13 protein-coding genes are annotated in these 19,095 nt (G+C 42.4%); 2 read left to right on the forward strand and 11 right to left on the reverse strand.

Annotated features, from left to right (window positions below; all coding sequences use genetic code 11):
* Positions 1-9: 9 nt before the first annotated feature.
* From ACKI39_RS10730 to ACKI39_RS10765, 8 genes are all read right to left on the reverse strand, one after another.
* Positions 10-681, reverse strand: coding sequence for an HAD family hydrolase (locus tag ACKI39_RS10730; RefSeq protein ID WP_407400381.1), 672 nt, complete (start codon positions 679-681; stop codon positions 10-12).
* A 21-nt stretch (positions 682-702) separates the two neighbouring features.
* Positions 703-1,725 (reverse strand): hypothetical protein, encoded by a 1,023-nt coding sequence (locus tag ACKI39_RS10735; protein WP_407400383.1) that lies wholly within the window; start codon positions 1,723-1,725, stop codon positions 703-705.
* Positions 1,722-2,138: an ExbD/TolR family protein gene (locus ACKI39_RS10740; protein ID WP_407400385.1), complete on the reverse strand. Its 417-nt coding sequence runs from the start codon at positions 2,136-2,138 to the stop codon at positions 1,722-1,724. Before ACKI39_RS10740 ends, ACKI39_RS10735 begins: the two co-directional genes overlap by 4 nt.
* Complete coding sequence (locus ACKI39_RS10745) at positions 2,139-2,750, reverse strand: MotA/TolQ/ExbB proton channel family protein (RefSeq protein ID WP_407400387.1); 612 nt, start codon at positions 2,748-2,750, stop codon at positions 2,139-2,141.
* 19 nt (positions 2,751-2,769) lie between these two features.
* On the reverse strand, positions 2,770-4,413 hold the full coding sequence (locus ACKI39_RS10750; RefSeq protein ID WP_407400389.1) for a hypothetical protein: 1,644 nt from the start codon (positions 4,411-4,413) through the stop codon (positions 2,770-2,772).
* Between the two features lie 3 nt (positions 4,414-4,416).
* Positions 4,417-7,332 (reverse strand): tetratricopeptide repeat protein, encoded by a 2,916-nt coding sequence (locus ACKI39_RS10755; RefSeq protein WP_407400391.1) that lies wholly within the window; start codon positions 7,330-7,332, stop codon positions 4,417-4,419.
* Positions 7,319-8,707 carry a hypothetical protein gene (locus tag ACKI39_RS10760; RefSeq protein ID WP_407400393.1) on the reverse strand — a complete coding sequence of 463 codons (1,389 nt, stop codon included), beginning with the start codon at positions 8,705-8,707 and terminating at the stop codon, positions 7,319-7,321. Before ACKI39_RS10760 ends, ACKI39_RS10755 begins: the two co-directional genes overlap by 14 nt.
* 77 nt (positions 8,708-8,784) lie before the next feature.
* Positions 8,785-13,371 carry an acyl-CoA dehydratase activase-related protein gene (locus ACKI39_RS10765; RefSeq protein ID WP_407400395.1) on the reverse strand — a complete coding sequence of 1,529 codons (4,587 nt, stop codon included), beginning with the start codon at positions 13,369-13,371 and terminating at the stop codon, positions 8,785-8,787.
* 230 nt (positions 13,372-13,601) lie between these two features.
* On the opposite strand from ACKI39_RS10765, the gene ACKI39_RS10770 reads away from it, so the two are divergent.
* Together ACKI39_RS10770 and ACKI39_RS10775 are read left to right on the forward strand one after the other, a co-directional pair.
* A complete protein-coding gene (locus tag ACKI39_RS10770) occupies positions 13,602-14,348 on the forward strand; it encodes a transposase (protein ID WP_407400397.1) in 747 nt (248 codons plus the stop codon).
* Positions 14,349-14,497: 149 nt separating this feature from the next.
* Positions 14,498-15,595, forward strand: a complete 1,098-nt coding sequence (locus ACKI39_RS10775; protein WP_407400399.1) for a DNA adenine methylase — start codon at positions 14,498-14,500, stop codon at positions 15,593-15,595.
* A gap of 195 nt (positions 15,596-15,790) precedes the next feature.
* On the opposite strand, the gene ACKI39_RS10780 is transcribed toward ACKI39_RS10775, so the two are convergent.
* From ACKI39_RS10780 to ACKI39_RS10790, 3 genes are all read right to left on the reverse strand, one after another.
* The gene (locus tag ACKI39_RS10780; RefSeq protein ID WP_407400401.1) at positions 15,791-16,813 is read right to left on the reverse strand and encodes a branched-chain amino acid aminotransferase; all 1,023 of its coding nucleotides are present in this window, start codon (positions 16,811-16,813) and stop codon (positions 15,791-15,793) included.
* 132 nt (positions 16,814-16,945) lie between these two features.
* Positions 16,946-18,220 carry a sensor histidine kinase gene (locus tag ACKI39_RS10785; protein WP_407400403.1) on the reverse strand — a complete coding sequence of 425 codons (1,275 nt, stop codon included), beginning with the start codon at positions 18,218-18,220 and terminating at the stop codon, positions 16,946-16,948.
* 37 nt (positions 18,221-18,257) lie between these two features.
* On the reverse strand, positions 18,258-19,055 hold the full coding sequence (locus ACKI39_RS10790) for a response regulator (protein ID WP_407400405.1): 798 nt from the start codon (positions 19,053-19,055) through the stop codon (positions 18,258-18,260).
* Positions 19,056-19,095: the final 40 nt, after the last annotated feature.

Raw genomic sequence — 19,095 nt, forward strand, 5'->3', positions numbered from 1 at the left:
TACGTCTATCTATTCTAGCACGATTTTCTGCAACTGACGATAATTTTTAAATGATATGTCAGCTTCAGGAAGCTTGATGTTGAACAGCTTCTTAAAACCCTTCAGTATGTAAGCCGTCTTCATTCCAGCACCTTTGGCACCAAGAACATCGTACTTAACACTATTTCCCACATACAGGATCTTATCCGCAGGAACTCCAAGTTTTCGTTCAAGAATCCCAAAAGGATAGATCGAAGGCTTAAGGGCACCAGATTCCTCAGAACCAATGCAGACATCACAAAGATCGCGGATTCCCCAGATATCCCCTTTCTGTTCTGGAGGAAAGTCCGACAATATACCGATCTTGAGACCTGCATCTTTCATTGCCTTGATACATTCATATGTATGTGCGTAAGGTTTTACTTTTGTGAAGAATTTCTTAAGTCCGTCATAGCAGACTTCATTGATGATTTCTTTTGCACGAGGACTTTTGATTTTGGAAATTTCTGCAAGCATACGGGCCTGGTATTCATAGAAATCCGCCAAAGGAGCGGTTCTGTGCATGATATGCCTGGTCTTGTTGAAGTGAAGATAAAGCTTGAAGTTCTTGAGAACATGCAATGGCATACGAACGAACAGCTTCCATGAAGGATAAAGCGTTCCGTCAATATCAAATGCCACTGCCTGTATATCCTTGTACATTCCTCTATTATAGTAGGAAAATCACTTAATCTCAAGGGAATAGTTGAAGGCTGCGGTTGCATTTCTTCCAGAAGCGTCTTCCGAGAACTTCCATGCCATTATCTGTTCCTTTATTTCCTTCTGGATAGCAGCAGGAATACTTGCACCAGGAGTAATCTGAATACCCCCAAAAGGAACGGATCCATCAGGCTTGACAGTAAAAGTTATCTTTACATTCCTTGTGGTATCAATGAGCCTTGCGTTTTCCTCAGAAACCATTATCGAAGGACTCTTAGGATAAAGAAGCTGCCTTGCACTTCCGTCCGACATCTGCATGGAAACAGCTCCGTTGGGACTTCTTGAGGCCTGGATGTTAGACTTGCTCTTTATGCCTTCAGCAACTGTAGAAGAAAACAAAGTGTTCTTTATATCACTAAGTGCATCCCTTGTCGAATCGGAAACGGAATTGTCAGATGCATTGCTGGATGCCGAACTGGAAGAGGCTCCAGAGGCTTTCTTAGTCTCCGCTGTGGCAGAACTACCACTAAGAGAACTTTTTGCAACTGCAACATTCCTGGTTACTGTAGATTCCTTTGTCTGGACAGGCTCATTGCTGTCTGCAAAAAGGCTTTCGTCAAATTCAACCTTTTTTCTGGCAGTCCTGTTTTCAGCCATAAGTTCGTCGACACTTTTCTTAAGCTTAGGTTCCTCAAATTTCTGCTTGGAATCCTCGGCGACAGCCTTTTTCTTTTCTGGCTCCGACTTTTTCTCGGCTTTCTTTGTTGGAGAAGGCTTATTTTCCTGTTTTTTAGGAGTCTCGACCTTCTTTTCCTGGCTTTCCTGCACCTTTTTCTCAGTTTTTACAGGATCAGGCTTCTTTGAAGCAGCCGCCTTTTCCTTAACAACAGGAACACTGTCGAGTCGGATTGCAAGCTCATGATATTTTTCTTTTGGCTTGATTCTGACCGCAAGACAAAGAATGACAAGAAAGAGAAAAAATGCTGCTGTAACCTGAAGCGCAAACCTTCTGCCCTGCGCCTCGATTTCGGTAGACTGGAAAATCATTTCTTACCCGTAGTCCTAAGGCTTACCGCACTGAATCCGCTGAACCTGATGACATCAAAGAGGGAAACTATTTTTCCGTTGGTCACATTGCTGTCAGCTTGAATTGAAACTGGGAATTCATTTCGGGGTCTGTCCCCTGTGTCAAATTCCTTGAGGAGTTTTTCCAGTTCCTTCATTGAAACCTTGTCTTCATTGAACCAAAGGCTTCCATCCTCCTGGGCAGTGATGGTTATGCTGCTTGTCTCCACCCCCTGCGAAGTTGAACTTTCAGGCAGGTTGACATTTATCGCAGGCAGCACCGAAAAAGTCGTAGAAACAAGGAAAAAGAGGATAAGCTGAAAGATGACATCGAGCATAGGTGAAAGGTCTACTCCACCAAGTCCACCATTGCTCCTTCTTTCCGAAACTTTCATTTAAAGCTCCTTTCCTGTAAGGCGGAACATGACCCTTGTCACTGTAAGCTCCATACGCTTTATGCTGTGGTTTACAAGAGAATTGAAATAGCTATGAAAAATGATGGCAGGGATCGCAACAACAAGGCCCGCTACTGTAGTAACAAGAGCTTCACCGATGGAAGAAGCAAGCAAGGCAGGATCCCCCATGGTTCCTCCGTTTCCAAGAACACCGAAAGCCTTGATGTTACCAGTAACAGTTCCTAGAAGACCAAGAAGAGTAGCAACATTGGAAATCGTTCCCAAAGCCGAAAGGAAATGTTCAAACCGAGGAACAGCAAGATCCATCCTTGTCTGAACATACTCCTTAAGGTCCTGTTCCGCAAGTCCGCGGCATTTGATGGCATCCCTTACAACTGAAGCACAAGGTGTAAGGGCATTAGCGCAAAGGTTCTCTGCAACCGCATAGTCTTTTTTAGCAAGTGCATTGTCAATGTCATCGGAGAAAGTTTCTTCCCTTTTTTTCAGGGTGAAAAAATAATGAAGCCTTTCAGCTACGATAAACACGACAAGGAAACCACAAGCAATGATTGGAACCATAAGGATTCCACCGTTCTTCAATATCTGAAACATAATTTACCTCTATATATTTTTAAAAGAAGAATCGAGACAGGAAGGTTACACTTCCAGCCCTTACCAAATATCCTGATTCGACATACTCCCTGTCCTTACGTGCAAAAAGTTTTATCGCATCGTCCATTTCAAGAGAAAGTCTCATTGCTTTCTTTATGTTGACATAGATATTGGCTCTAAGATTAGGACATTTGTCGCTTTTTCCATCCACAGCTTCAAGCACGCCTGCAGAAAAACCCCAGCGTTCATCGTCATCATCATAGCCGATGGAGCCCTCTACAGAATGCCTGTATTCGTTTGAAGGTACATGAAGCCAATGAGCTCTCCAGCCACCACGAAGTGTGAAAATATCATACTTGATGGAAATGCCGTTATCCGTTGTAACCTGAGTTCTTTTTTCATTCTTGAAACCAAACACACCGCAAGGTTTTTTACTTGAATAATCAGCTTCCCATGGACAGTTGTCGAAGGCAGTCTTCTTGAATTCCACCCCACTATTGAAGGTAATGACATCAAACAATGGAAGGACGATTTTTGAGTTGACGAACCAGTCAGAAGTCTCACGAGTCAAGGAAACCATCTGTGCAAACTTATATTTTCTTTCCAGGACAGAAAATTCCTCATGTCGTGTCTCAAGTCCACCATTCACACCTACTACAAGCTTGCGTCCATTTGACATTGGAGCCCTTACTTCCGCACCTGTACTGAAGCTTGGAACGATATTGCGGCCTTCACCGATTTCAGTTCCACCAGCTATTCCACCGCGGGCAAAAGCAGTTACAATGTCGCTTTCATATCCAGTGAACAAGGAACCATCTACACGGAACATGTCGTCTGCCAGTGTATCGTCATGCTTCCCAATGAAAGATTCAATCTGGAAATTGCATTCAAGACCTGCAGAAAATCCTTTGTTGTACCAGGAAAAAACAAAACCAGGATTGGTGAACACAACATTGACATTCTTTTCCTGCTTTAAGAAATCACCATCATTGATTATTCCAGAATATCTGTTGTACCAGTAGCCTTCGGTTTCTGAAGAAAACTCAAAGCCAGAATCACCAAAGAAATGATCAAACAGGAACACAGCAGAAACCTTCTGGGAATTCATGTCATAAAAATGATCGTTCAACCCCTGAAGACCCGTTCCAGCTCTATCGTACCTACCACCGATGGTAAAATCAGAATCAATGGCATGGAAAGATTTTTCTGCATACAGCTTAGTTCCATTATCAAAGAATCCATCAGCCGCAGTATGCTTTCCATAACCGTTTCTGCTGAAGTGGGAGAATTCAATTCTGAACGGATCAGAATTAGAAGCCTTGTACACGGAGAATTCGCCGATGAAATCTCCTGGAAAACCACCGCCAACAAGTCCCTGTGCATAGACATTCTTGTTCTCACCGCTAAAGAAATTTGCCTCAGGCTCTACATCAAGATCCTCAGCACTCATGCGTTCACCAGGAAGCTTAGGCATGATGTTCTTTTCTACGCCAGCAGATGGAACAACCTTTGAAAAGTCAGGAACAGCATCTCTTCCAGCAACCACTGTGTCACCCGATACTGTGGTTGTGATCTCAGGAAGCTGGATCTTCTCTTCTTCAGAACTTTGAGAAAAAGCAAAACCTGCCATGGAGGCAAACAAAACAAACAATAATTTTTTCATATACTACCTTTTTATCAATTCACGGACACTCTTTGCATATTCAGTGTTCGGATAGAGTTCAACAAGCTTATCGGCAACGCTCCTTGCATCGCCCTTTTTGCCAGCGGTTTCAAAAGCCTCAGCCGCACCGTAGAGAGCACGGGAAGCAAGAACATCGTCACCACCTTGTCTTGCATATTTTGCCGCAGCAAGGAAGAAATTCGCAGAGGAAACATATTCTCCACCTTGACGATCTGCCTGGGCAAGAATAATTCCATTTCTCGCAGCATAAAGACATTCGACATCAACATTGGCTTTCTTGATCTGTTCAGCATAGATCCTTTCGGCAACCTCAACTGCCTCATCAAGGTTTCCTTCCGTATTCCAGATGTAGTCGGCAAGCTCCGTACCCGCGATACGGCCATCCCTAGTCTTTTGCTTTCCAAGGGATTCATATCGATTTTTCAATGCAAACTTCGGATTGCTGCCTGATTCTGCAAGTCCAGAAAGAAGCTTAGATTCCGACCTAGCCTCTGCCTTCTGCTCGTCATTCATGGCGGAAGCAAGCATTCTATCGCAGTTTTCCTTTGCCTTTGGAACATTGCCAGCTTCCTTATAAAGCTGAACGAGAGCCTTTGAGCTTGCATAGGCATATGCAGACTTAGGATATTCCACAAGAAGGAGTTCATAAGACAGAATGGCATCCCTGGAATTTCCAGTTCTTCTCTGGCAGTCCGCAGAATAGAAGACCGCACTTTCATAGAAGTTGCCCTTTGGGTAGGCTTTTCTGTATTCATCAAAACGGATGATTGCGTTCTGATATTTCTCCGCTGTGTAAAAAAGCTCTGCCCTGCGGTAAGTACTTTCTTCAGCATATTTTGAGGAAGAAAACCTTACATGGATTTCGTTGAAATATCTGTCGCTTTCTCCAATTTTTCCTGAACGAGAATAAAGCAATGCAACCTGATATCTGCACGCAATGCTGAATTCTGATGAATCCTTTAAATATGGAGTAAGAATTGCTACAGCACGCTCGTAGTCACCAGAATCCGCATAGATGGAAGACGTCAACAAGGTAGCGTGTTCCCTTTCAGAGCTGTTTCTTGAAAGACTCATGGCAAGTGAAGATTGTCGTACGGCCTTTTCATAGTCTCCCATTGCAATGGCAGAATTGGCACAGACAATGGCAGCATTATAGCAAAGCAAATGGCCTGGATAGTTCACGCTGAAATTTTCAAGGGTATCACAGACAGATGACTTTTCAAGCTTGTACTGGCAATATCCAAGATAGAAGACGGCATATTCCCTGTTGGACTTAGAATTGGACCTGAGGTATTCAGAAAAAAGACTTTCCGCATACTTCCATTCCTTAAGGTTAAAGCAGGAAAGAGCTGCGATATATTTACCTTCATCTGTCCTGGATCTAAGGCCTTCTCTTTTACTTGAGGTCAAATAACCACAGGAAAAAAGAACTTTTGCATAGTCTGCAATTTCTTCTCCGTTAAGATCATCATCCAAGCTCCTATAAGTTTCAATTGCCTTTTCTTCCCTACCTGACAATGAATATATTCTTGCAAGAATTTTCTGTCTTCCAACAAAGAAAGGTTCATCCTTCTTGAACTTTACTTTGCCACCATCAAGAACTTTTTCTGCCTCCATTATCTTTCCACAGTTCAGAAGTCCCATGGCATAGTAATAGGCTGCCTTTCGACTGAGATTTTCATCAGCCAAAGCCACATCAATGCTGTCATAGGCATTCTTTCCATGATTATGGCAGTTAGGCCAATCACCGACGGAAGCATACTGCTCTGCAAAGGAAGCCTCATAGTCGGCATAAAGCTCATTGTTTCTATCAACCTTTCCAATCAGATCAAGGGTATTTCCTTTAAGACGTGCCCTGTAAAGAGAAATCAACGAAACATATTTCTTTTCACCGTCGTAGCTTTCAGCCTTGTCAAAATATCTGGAAGCGTTTTCATAGTCTCCGTTCTCAAAGCAGTCAGTGGCAACTCTAGTCCAGAATTCTGCCAGCAAAGCAGGATTAGCAGAAAGTTTTCCAGAAACACTTTCAAAGACATCGGAAGTACTCTTGCCTGTCTGCTTTTCATAGGGTCCAGAAATTCTGTATGCCGTCCTGAAGGCTTCAGACGAAACAGCTTCATCAGCACATGAAAGTGCCTTTACACAGCACCCCCATGCATTCCTATAGTCACCAGTCTTTTCATAGGCGTTGGATGCAAGCAGGGAAAGTTCCGCATAAAGGTCTGCAAGCGGAGCCGACTTCATCTCTGGGGTCTTCCTGTACAATGAAATCAAGGAAGAATATTTTTTTTCCGCAAGATAACTTTTGAAAAGCATCGTGAAAGAATCTGAATAGGCACCGACAGGATAGCTGTCACCTCGTAAAATGACAGATTCAAAGACAGGAATGCACTTGTCAAATTCCTCGGAGACGAAGTAAGTTTCACCTGCATAATAAAGAGCCATGTTGTAGTAGTGCTCTGATTTCTTTGAAATTTTCTTTTGACTTGAAATTTCACAGCATCTGTAGAAAGAATCAACGGCTTCGACATTCTTTTGCATTGCAAGGCGAGTTCGTCCAAGCCAATAAAAGGCCTGCACCTGAACATCTACATCGTCACTACCAGAAGCTCGTGCTAAAACAGGTTCAGCCTCTGCATAACGACCTAGGAAACAAAGACTTTCACCTTTGTAGAGAAGAGCTTTGTAGCAGTAGATTGAATCAGGATAATTTGAAACAAGGCTGTTGGCATGTTCAATGACAGAAGGATATGCAGCGCCAGAATACGCCGTGACAATCTCCGAAAAAATCCAGGAATCACCAGAAGCCGAATCTGCAGGTCCCGCAAAACAAAGAAAAGCTGAAAGCAGGACGACAGAAACAGCTGCTAATGTTTTTTTATTATTACTTTTTTTCATAAGGGAAAAATGCCTCAGTTGCTTTTACTCTCTCAAGATGTACATAAGCTCCTTTGTATTTTTCAAGGAATTTATCCAATGTGATTTCATTTCCCTGTTCAAAGACATAACAGCCAAATTTACCATTTCTGTCAAAGTACGGGAAGAAAACAACACAGTTATTGAATACAAGTTCATCAGGTTTGATTGATGATCCCTGTCTGATGGCACCAAGATAGAACCATTCAGGCTCCGTAACCGCCAGAACATAGAGCATGGACTTTAGGTGATGTACAGGATATCCAGTATTCCTGATGTATCCTGTTGCATTGACATTCTTTCCATCTGAAATTTCAGTAGAAAAATAACTGTAGTTCACATCCAGGCCAGCAGTCTTGTAGTCCCCTTGTCTGCTCGAACGGATTGAATAGGCTTCGGACGCAAGGTTTCTGCACCAGTCCAAGGTAAATGTAAGATTCCATTCCTGTGACATGACTCCGCTTTTTCCCACAGAATTGAATTCCATGGTAGGAACAGTCAGCTGCTGTATCGAAGTTCCATAACCACGGTAAGGTTCCACGATACCATCCACTATCCACTTTACAAATCCTGCGCCAGAAAGGAAATGCATGTTCTTAAGATCAGAGACAGGAATTGGATTTCCCTGTTCATCCCTTACGACTATATCCTGACCAGTAACAATAGACTTAAGTTTTCCGTGCTCATCATAGCAGGCATCATCCATGAACCTGAACGAATCCAGATTATCCAATATGCTACCAACCATAATGAGTGTATTTGTATACTGATTCTTTACGACTGTAACTTTATCCCAAGGAATGGATTTTTTTGTCCAGCTCTTGACTTCCTGAAAAGAAGCGGTATATAGCCTGTTGAATGGAACACCTACCAAAACAGAACGTGCGGCATAGGATCCACAGACCACAAGATCTGCAAAGGTCTTGTTTCCCTCTGCCCTGAACTGAAGATAGACATCAGAATCCTGATTGAAGAAATACTGAATGCGGGAAGGGATTCCCTTGTTCTTGTTCCTATAGAGGATCCAGCTTCCTGCGGCACCCTTAGGATAGACAGCAGCACGGACAGTCTTTACGCTGTCACCGTTTATCATGTTGATGTCTATTTCTGACCTAGGAGCAACGACGACGCAGAATTCATCGTCATCCTCTTCCAGACGAATCTGATATGTAACACCGATCCTGTTGTCCTTGAACTGTTCTTTATAGCCTCTAAGGGTATCAAGATCAGGTGTAAGCCAGGAATCAACGATGGTTCGCCTGATCTCTGCAGAATCAGGGATATCGTAGCTGTTGTAGTCTGCAAAGGCAAAACATGCCGCTGCAAGCAAAATAATTCTTGCAAATATCTTTTTCATGATCATACTATTTTATAAAACAACTTCCTCCCAAAGAAGTTTCAACGCAAATCCAAATCAATGGCCATGCGAAAATATCAATTGCTTACTGGTGCATCCTTCATAGCGACTGGCTCAGGATCGACAAACTGGGCTGCACCTTCTGCAAGCTGGATTTCTGGCTTTACGACAGACTTGTCAGGTCCGTGAACCATTCCATCTGCTTCTTCATCAGGATGCTTTCCGACTGAAGCATTTGAAAGCAAAAGCTTAAGGCGGTTAAGCTGGTTGACTTCACTTGAACCAGGGTCATAGTCGACAGCTGAAATATTTGCCTCAGGATATCTGCGGCGAAGCTCCTTGATCATACCCTTGCCTGTAACATGGTTTGGAAGACAGGCAAAAGGCTGAACGCAGGCAATGGAAGGACAACCGCTATGGATGAGTTCCACCATTTCTGCTGTAAGGAACCAACCTTCACCAGTAATATTTCCAAGCTGAACGATATCATCTACTCCCTTCATCATGTCATAGATAAGATGAGGAGGCTCGAAACGGTGACTCTTTCGGAGCTGCTTTTTCATATAGCCGCGGAAAAGCTCAAGCATTGAAACAAGACGGCGTGCATTCTTTTCAGTTTCCTTAGGGAATGCAAGCTCCTGATGGCGGAAAATACCTGTAGAGAATGTATAGAAGAAGAAGTCCATGAGGTCAGGCATAACACATTCAGCACCCTCGTGCTCGATTACATTAACAATGTCGTTGTTTGCAGTCGGATGGAATTTTACAAGAATTTCTCCAACAACCCCGACCCTTGGTTTCTTTACAGGAACAAGAGGAAGTCTATCAAAATCTCTGATGATTCCCTTTATGATCCTCTTGTACTTGAAATGAGAAAGAGACTTTAATCCAAGCTCACATCTGGCATTCCACTTTTCATAGAGGGCATTTGCACTTCCAGGAACCTTTTCGTATGGACGAGTTCGGTAGAGAACGCGCATCAAAAGGTCTCCAAGAACAAGGGATCTCATGGCACGAATCAAAAGACTTGGAGTAATCTTGAAACCTGGATTGCTTTCAAACCCCTGTGCACTCAATGAGATGACAGGAACCTGAGAAAGTCCTGCATCGGTAAGGGCACGGCGAATGAAGCCGATGTAGTTTGTTGCACGACATCCACCTCCAGTCTGAGTAACCATAAGGCTTGTTCTGTTTACATCGTACTTGCCGCTCTGAAGAGCTGCAATCATCTGCCCCGCAACAAGAATTGATGGATAGCAAGCATCGTTGTTAACATACTTGAGTCCTGTTTCAATTGCCATTGGATCAACAGCATCAAGAACAACAAAATTGAATCCAGAATATCTGAATGCCTGCTGAACAAGCCTGAAGTGAATTGGGCTCATCTGAGGAGCAAGAATCGTATGCTTGTATTTCATTTCCTTTGTGAACACCTGACGCTTGAATGCAGCAGACTTCACAGTAAGCTTAGTCCTGTTTCTTTCACGGGCACGAACAGCAGCAATGAGGGAGCGGATGCGGATACGAACGGCACCAAGATTTGAACCTTCATCAATCTTTATGAGGGTATACATGCGGCTCTTTGACTTCATGATTTCGTCAACCTGATCTGCAGTAACGGCATCAAGACCGCAACCGAAAGATGTAAGCTGAACTAATTCCATGTTTGCCATGCCGCTTACGAATACACCGGCACGGTAAAGTCTGTTGTGGTATGACCACTGGTCAATGATGCGCAAAGGTCTTTCAATTGAACCAAGATGAGCAACAGAATCTTCCGTAAATACTGCCATTCCAAGACCGTTGATCATCTCAGGAATTCCATGGTTGATTTCTGGATCAAGGTGATATGGGCGACCTGCAAGAACGATACCGTTGCCACCGCGAGTGATTGTCTCTTCGAGTGCTTCCTCACCCTTTTCCTGAACTTCCTTCTTGAACTTTTCCTGTTCTGCCCAAGCAGCTTCCACAGCATCTGCAATCTGTTTCTTTGTAAGCTTAGGGAATTTCTTTGTCATCTCTTCAAAGAGACGAACAGCAAGACGATCCTTGTCATAAATAGGAAGGAACGGATTCATGAAGAAAATTGTATCGTCCTGTCTCAAGCGATCAACATTGTTGCGTAGAACTTCAGGATAGCTTGTAACGATAGGACAGTTGTAGTGGTTTCCAGCTCCAGGATCTTCCTGCTTTTCATAAGGAACACAAGGATAGAAAATGAATTTTATTCCCTGCTGAAGAAGGCTTTCCACATGTCCGTGGGAAATCTTTCCTGGGTAGCAAACTGATTCAGAAGGAATTGTCTCAAGACCCTTTTCGTAGATTGCACGGCTTGAACGAGGAGAAAGCTTTACGCGGAATCCAAGCTTTGTAAAGAAAGTAAACCAAAGCGGATAGTTTTCGTACATGTTGAGGACACGAGGAATACCAACATCTCCCATAGGAGCATCCTCTGCCTTGAGAGGTACATAGCTGAAAAGCCTCTTGTATTTCCATTCAAAAAGGTTTGGAAGCTTTTCGCTGTCTTCGTCTGCACCCTTTGTGTTTGACTTGTTGCTTGCGTCCACAAGCTTTGATTTTTCTGCAGGAGATTCTTCGATGTCTGCACCGCGTTCACAACGGTTACCTGTAATGAACTTGCGGCGTTCCTCACCAGCAATGAATGTATTGATAGTAAGGAGACAGTTGTTAGAACATTTTCCGCAGCGCTTGAGTTCAAGTTCAACCTTGAAGTTTTCAAGCTGATCAACTGTAGCAATGTTTGACTTGACGAATTTTGGCGTCTGGTCTGGATCATCTGGCTTTGGACGGCGGAGGTCTTCCCACTGGTCCTGGGCAATGAGGGCACTACCATAGGCACCCATGAGACCTGCAACATCAGGCCTGTATACATTTACACCGGCAATCTTTTCAAAGGCACGGAGAACGGCGTCGTTGAAGAATGTACCACCCTGAACTACAACCTTTGTACCGATTTCACTTGCACGGCGAAGCTTGATTACCTTGAAAAGCGCATTCTTGATAACTGAATATGAAAGGCCTGCGGAAATGTCCGCTACTTCAGCACCTTCCTTCTGTGCCTGCTTAACACGGCTGTTCATGAATACCGTACAGCGGGTACCAAGGTCTACAGGCTTTTTTGCCATAAGGGCAATCTTTGAGAATTCCTGAACGCTCATACCCATTGTGCGGGCAAAGTTATCAAGGAAGGAACCACAACCTGCGGAACAGGCTTCGTTAAGCTGAATGCTTACGATGGCACCGTCCTTCATGCGCAGGCACTTCATGTCCTGACCACCGATATCCAGAAGGAACTCTACGCCAGGAACAAAGAAATCTGCGGCGCGATAGTGGGTGATTGTTTCAACTTCACCAGCATCTACGCCAAGGGCTGCCTGGAACAAGGCTTCACCGTAACCTGTAGAAACGGCACGGGCAATATAGCATTTTTCAGGAAGGATTGAATAAAGCTTTTTAAGAACCTTTACTGCAAGGTCAACAGGATTTCCTGCATTTACATCGTAGAAACGCCAGAGGATTCTTCCTTCTGTATCTGTAAGGACTGCCTTAGTAGTTGTGGAACCTGCATCAAGACCAAGGAAAACAGGACCTTCAGTCTTGTCAAGTTCACCGACAAGAGCCTTTTCTGTTGAGTGTCTCTGATTGAATTCATCAAGTTCAGCCTGAGAAGTAAAGAGAGGTTCAAGACGCTGAACTTCCTGCATTTCAGCCCCTACAAGATTTGTAAGGCTTGCACGGAATTCCTTTATTGTCGGGAATACGGCAGGTGTATCTTCACCCTTAGCATTTACCCATTTGATTTCCCTTTCTGCAGAATATGCAGCTCCAGAAGCAACAAAAAGCTGACTGTTTTCTGGAACAATCTGTTCATCATCCTTAAGCTTGAGTGTAACTACGAAGCGTTCGCGAAGCTGGTCCAAAAAGTGCAATGGACCACCAAGGAAAGCAACATGTCCACGGATTGGCTTTCCGCAGGCAAGACCTGAGATTGTCTGGGAAACAACAGCCTGGAAAATAGATGCGGCAATATCTTCACGACGCGCACCTTCGTTGATGAGCGGCTGTACGTCAGTCTTTGCAAAAACACCACAGCGGGCAGCGATAGGATAGATGGTTGTTGCACCGCGGGCAAGTTCGTTGAGTCCAGAAGCATCTGTTTCAAGCAAAGCTGCCATCTGGTCGATGAAGGCACCTGTACCACCAGCACAGGTTCCATTCATGCGCTGTTCTACTCCGCCTTTAAAATATGTTATCTTGGCATCTTCACCACCAAGTTCGATAACGACATCAGTCTGAGGAATGATTTTGCGCACTGCAGTTGTAGCGGCAACAACTTCCTGAATGAAAGGAATATTTAGCCACTGCGAAACTGAAAGGCCACCAGAACCAGTGACCTTAACGCTGATGGTCTGATTCTCCTTTGCAGGGAAGAGCCCTTCAAGAGTATCAAAGGCCTTATTAACAACCGCGATGATTGTATTGCGGATGTCTGCGCGATGGCGTTCATAGGCTCCATAAAGAAGTTCATCATTATCACCCAAAGCAACAACCTTAACAGTTGTAGAACCAACATCGATTCCCATGCGGATAGGTTTTAGCAAAGGCTTAAGTGATGCAATGTTTCCAAGTGTATTATTTTCCATATGTATAGATATCCTATTTTTACAATTATATAAGTAAAAATATCTCTTTTCAATGACTAATGGTGTTTTGCAAGAACAGCGGGGACAGTCCCCTTCAACCCATCTTTCATCTTTTTTCAGCATCAGAAACAATGAACAATGGGGACAGTCCCATACATAGTTTCTTTTTTCGAATCAAAACTGTCCATTTTATGTAGTTTTTCGGTTATATAATACATAGGAATATATAAATGGCACGAAAACCAAGAGTGTTTGGAACCTCAGGCTTCTATCATGTAATTCTACGCGGAAACAACCAGCAAAATCTCTTTGTTGATAATGAAGATAGATTTTTCTTCATTAATCGAATAAAAAAATATTCAAAAGAATTAGAAATAGTTGTACACTGTTACTGTTTAATGAGTAACCATGTTCACATTTTGGTAGGAAACGCAGGGGAAAATTTAAGTCTATTAGTTCAGAAAATTGCAAACAGCTATGTATATTACTTTAATCACAAATACGATCGCTGCGGTCATCTATTCCAAGGGAGATTTAAGAGCGAACCTATACTTGATGATGTATATTTCAAGACTGTTTATCGTTACATACTCCAAAACAGTGAAAAAGCTGGACTTGGCAGAATCGATCAGTATAAATGGAATAGTTATTGGGCCTTGAAGAGGAACAAAAACAATAGTTTCGTTGATACAAACTACATATACGGCATATTCAAATCACAGCAACAACTATTCCAATTCATATTTCAAAAAGAAACCAGACAATGCATGGAATTTGAAAACAAATTGTTTTTTAGTGATATAAAGGCAATAAAACTAATCAAGAAAATATTCAACATATCATCTCCTTACGAACTGGAACGCTTAAATATCGACGATCAAGTTAAGAAATGTGGAATCATGAGAAAGCATGGGCTATCAATAAATCAAATATCCAGACTCACAGGCATAAGCAAACTTATAATCAGGAAATCCTAAACAATATCTGAAATTGAAGGTTTAAGGAACAAAAAACTTTGAAAAATTTAGGTTCCATGATATCTTAAAAAATCATCCGTGGGGTCTGTCCCCATTATCACATTGTCAGCAAAATTGCTTTTTTTCCATTTTCTATCTATACTACCACCATGGCGGAAAACAACGACTTCCTTACAACACAGATCATCACTTACATTGGCAACAAACGCATCCTCATAGGTTATATTCAAAAGGAAATAGAGATAATTAAAGAAAAACTCAATAAGAAGAAGCTTGTCTGCGCCGACCTTTTTTCTGGCAGCGGAATCGTTGCCCGTATGCTAAAGCAGCATTCCTCAATTGTTGTCGCCAACGATCTGGAAAACTATAGCCGTATTCTTAATTCCTGCTATCTTTTCAACCGTCGTGATTTCAATGCCGATCACTACTTTGATCTTAGAAACACGTTGGAAAAGGAATTCTTCGAAACAAAAACTCCAGGTATCATTTGTGATTATTACGCTCCAAAGGATACAAATGACATCAAGGAAGGCGAAAGAGCTTTTTATACCCGAGAAAACGCAGAAAGAATCGATACATACAGAAAATTAATAGAAAAAATAGACGACGAATACAAAAATTTCTTTCTTGCCCCCCTTTTAACCGAAGCTAGCATTCATGTAAACACAAGCGGCGTCTTCAAAGGCTTCTACAAAGACAAAAAAACAGGAATCGGATGCTTTGGAGGAAGTGGAAAAAACGCCCTGACAAGAATAATGGGACAGGTTGAGCTTCCAGTGCCTGTATTCAGCAACTATTCAAGCAAAATGCAGCTTTTTCAGCAGGATACGGTTGAGCTTTCTGCAGAACTCAAAAAAATCGACATCGCATACCTTGACCCACCCTATAACCAGCACCCATACGGTTCAAATTACTTCATGCTGAATCTCATAGCAGACAATGCAATTCCCGATGTCAAATTAAGCAAAGTTTCAGGAATTCCATGCAACTGGAACAGATCAAAATTCAACAAAAAAGCATATGCATTGGATTCCATGGACCAAATAATCGCAAATCTTGACGCAAAGTATATAATTGTATCATACAATTCTGAGGGATTCATAGGTTTTGATGAAATGAAAAGCATGCTGAAAAAATACGGCAGAGTAAAAACCGTAGAAATTGAATACAACACCTTCCGTGGCAGCCGCAACCTAAAGAACCGTGACATACATGTAAACGAATTTCTTTTCGTACTGGAAAAATAACCATTTCTATCAAGAACATTCACATTACATACCCTTAACCATAGGGACAGACCCCATTACATCCATACACTCAACCATGGGGACAGACCCCTTGAATACAACAAAAGCAACACCCCTAACAAAAAAAATCCCCCGGCAGCCTGAAATCACCAGACCGTCCGGAGGACTCAATTATGAATTATGCATTCCTAATTATTAATTGATTTCAACAACCCAGCCTTCTGGTCCCTTAACGGTTCCCATCTGGATTCCTGTCAAAGTTTCGCGAAGCTTCTGCATTACAGGTCCGATGTTTTCCATTCCGCTTGGAAGCATGATGGACTTTCCGTGGTCGTCAATCTGACCGATTGGAGAAATAACGGCTGCAGTACCGCAAAGACCGCATTCAACAAACTTCTTGAGCTCCTTCTTGTTTACAGGGCGTTCCTCAACCTTCATGCCAAGGATGTCCTTTGCAACTGTAATCAAAGAACGACGTGTTATAGAAGGAAGAATTGATCCCGATTTTGGAGTAATCAAAGTTCCCTTCTTGTCAACGAAGAGGATGTTTGCTCCACCAGTTTCTTCAATATAAGTATGTGTTGCAGGGTCTGTATACATGTTCTCAGCATATCCGCAGTTGTGTGCGTCTACGATATTGTAAAGTGACATTGCGTAGTTAAGACCTGCCTTGATGTCACCTGTTCCGTGAGGAGCAGCACGGTCGCGGTCAGAAATGCGAACCTTGATTGGCTTTACGCCGCCCTTGAAATATGGTCCTACTGGAGTTACAAGGATGCGGAACTGGAATTCTGTAGCAGGCTTTACACCGATAACTGCGTTTGAACCGAACATGAATGGACGGATGTAAAGAGTTGCGCCGCTTCCATAAGGTGGAACAAAGTCAAGGTTTGCCTTAACAACATCGATTACAGCCTGAATGAACTTTTCCTTTGGGAAAACAGGCATTTCAAGGCGTGTACAGCTGTCTGCCATGCGGTCTGCATTAAGGTCAGGTCTGAAAGTAACGACTTTTCCGTCAGAAGTTGTATATGCTTTAAGTCCTTCAAAACATGTCTGTGCATACTGAAGAACACATGCGCATTCGCTCATAGTAATTGTGTGGTCAGAAGTAAGAGTTCCTTCATCCCAAGCACCGTCTTTCCAGTTGGCTACGAAGCTCTTGTTTGTTTCCATGTAGCCGAAAGGCAAGTTGCCCCAATCGATGTCTTTTGCCATAAAAGTACCTCTTGATGATAAAAAAATAAAGTAAAACTAAAAAAACTTAAAGTTTATTAAAGTTTCTAAAAATAATATCACTAGAGAAAAAAAAAGTAAAATGAATTCTAGACGATTAAATGAACTCTTTAACTAAACTGAAGCAGGAATGGTAATCAAAACTTCGGTTCCTGCATTCTCGATGCTCTTTACATCCAGAGTGCCATTGCAGATTTTTTCAATGCGGAACCTGGTGTTTTCCATGCCAAGATGTTTCCGTCCTGAATCCATTGGTTTTGTCATGTCAAAACCGATGCCATTATCCTTAACAGAGATAATGATGTTTCCGTCCTTCCTATAGGTTGAAACAGTAATTGTTCCCCCTGATTTCTTAGGCCGCAAGCCATGCTGAATGGAATTTTCCACAATAGGCTGAAGCGTAAGAGGCGGCAAAAGAAAATCCTGAACTCCTATGTCATAGACAACGGAAATATTGTCAAAGCGTTCCTTTTCAATTTCAAGATAGCACTTAACATGTTCAAGCTCCCTCTCAAAAGGATGAATGGAACCCGTATCAAAAGCATCCTTGTTTCCATTCAGGAATTTTGAAAGATTATCAAGCATTCTCTCTGCCCTTTCTGGATCCGCAGAATACAGAACCTTGATGTTATAAAGGACATTGTTCACAAAATGAGGCTGAATCTGAGATTGGGAAACACTTATCAGAGAATGCTCCAGCTTGATTCGGTTTTCAAAAAATTTTCCGTAGACAACATTATAAAACACAAAGAACTGGATGCAGACCTGAACCATCGTGGCAATGGCAGCAGGATTAACTTCCTTTATGAAACCATAGAACTTTTCGTATTTAAGTGAATAAACGGCAAAAGTAGAAGCCCATGCAAGGAAATAAAGCACAAGACTAGAAAGAAGAAGAAGAAAAATTCTAGTTCCATATTGTTTGCGATAAAAGACAAGGAGGCATATTACTATCAGATGAATCAAAAGTTCAGTAAACTCGACAAACCTGAAGCGATCGACAAGGAACTCATGGTTTTTGACACAGGCAGCAAACGCATTGAATGTGAACAGAACTACTGAAACAAGGGCTGTATATGCCGCAATCGTTAGCTTCTTTCCTATGATTTCTGGATTGTTCATGAACCCTGCATTCTGCAGATAGAAAACCGAAGTAATGCCAAAGGTTGCAAGAATCCATACAGAATAATGAACGGACATGGAAAAATAATTGTTGAATCCTCCGTTAAGAAACATTATTTCAAGCAGGTAACGGATGAGACAGAACAAAAGTCCAAGAGGAGGAAGAACTACCTTCTTGCTCTTATTGCGGGGAGACATCAAGCCAAAAACTATATAAGTAATGAAAATTGAAAATGATGCTATACAGACACCCAATCCCTGTACCATTAGTACCACCCCTCAAATAAAATTAAGAATGACAGTGCTATTCAGTTTTTTTATTGAAGATGCTTTTGCTGTTCTCTGCCCAGCTATATTGGTTCATGTATTCACCCTTGTAGGAGTTGATTACCTGAACATCGCCCTTTTCAAATTCATAGGCATCACACCAGAACGCATCAGGGTCTATACCATAGCAGTTCCACCCTTTCTTGAGCATATTCTGCGCACCTGCGGTTTCAAGAGCCTGTTTAAGCGCCATCCAGCAATGCCTGAGATTATTCTTGTTTTTTCCGTCGTCCTCGTTGTTTTCCCAAAGAACGGCGCAAAGTTCACCACCGCTGACGGTAGATCCTCTTTTGTCCACAAGATACGCAAGGAGTTCCTTTGCTTTTGTCAGGCTGAATGTAATGAGCCTTTGGTTTATGAAAATATCAAAATTTCCAAAACACTGAACTCTGATTTTTTCTGCAGTGGAAGCCTTGATATCCTGCATCACAAAGGCAAGTTCCTTCTTGATTTCGTTGACATTTGTAGGCTTTGTAAGATAACCGCTGCACCCGTTTTCAGTCGCCTCGGTCTTATATTCAGGATACCCAGTAATGAAGATGATTCTTATATCAGGAACAAGAACCTTAAGCTTTTCCGCAAGCTCAATTCCATTCATGACAGGCAAGTTGATGTCAAGGATCGCTACATCAACATCCTTGTTCTTTTCAGCAAATTTCAGCGCATCTTCTGCATAAGAAAAATCAAAGACATCTGTTACTTCGTCCATGGCAATGAGAAGATTCTTATGATACATGAGAAGGTTTTTTTCGTCGTCACAACAAATAATCTTCAATTTAGCATCCTGTATCGAATTAACTTTGAGTCAAGAATTA

It is taken from the genome of Treponema sp., from assembly GCF_045641405.1.
Taxonomy (GTDB): Bacteria; Spirochaetota; Spirochaetia; order Treponematales; family Treponemataceae; genus Treponema_D.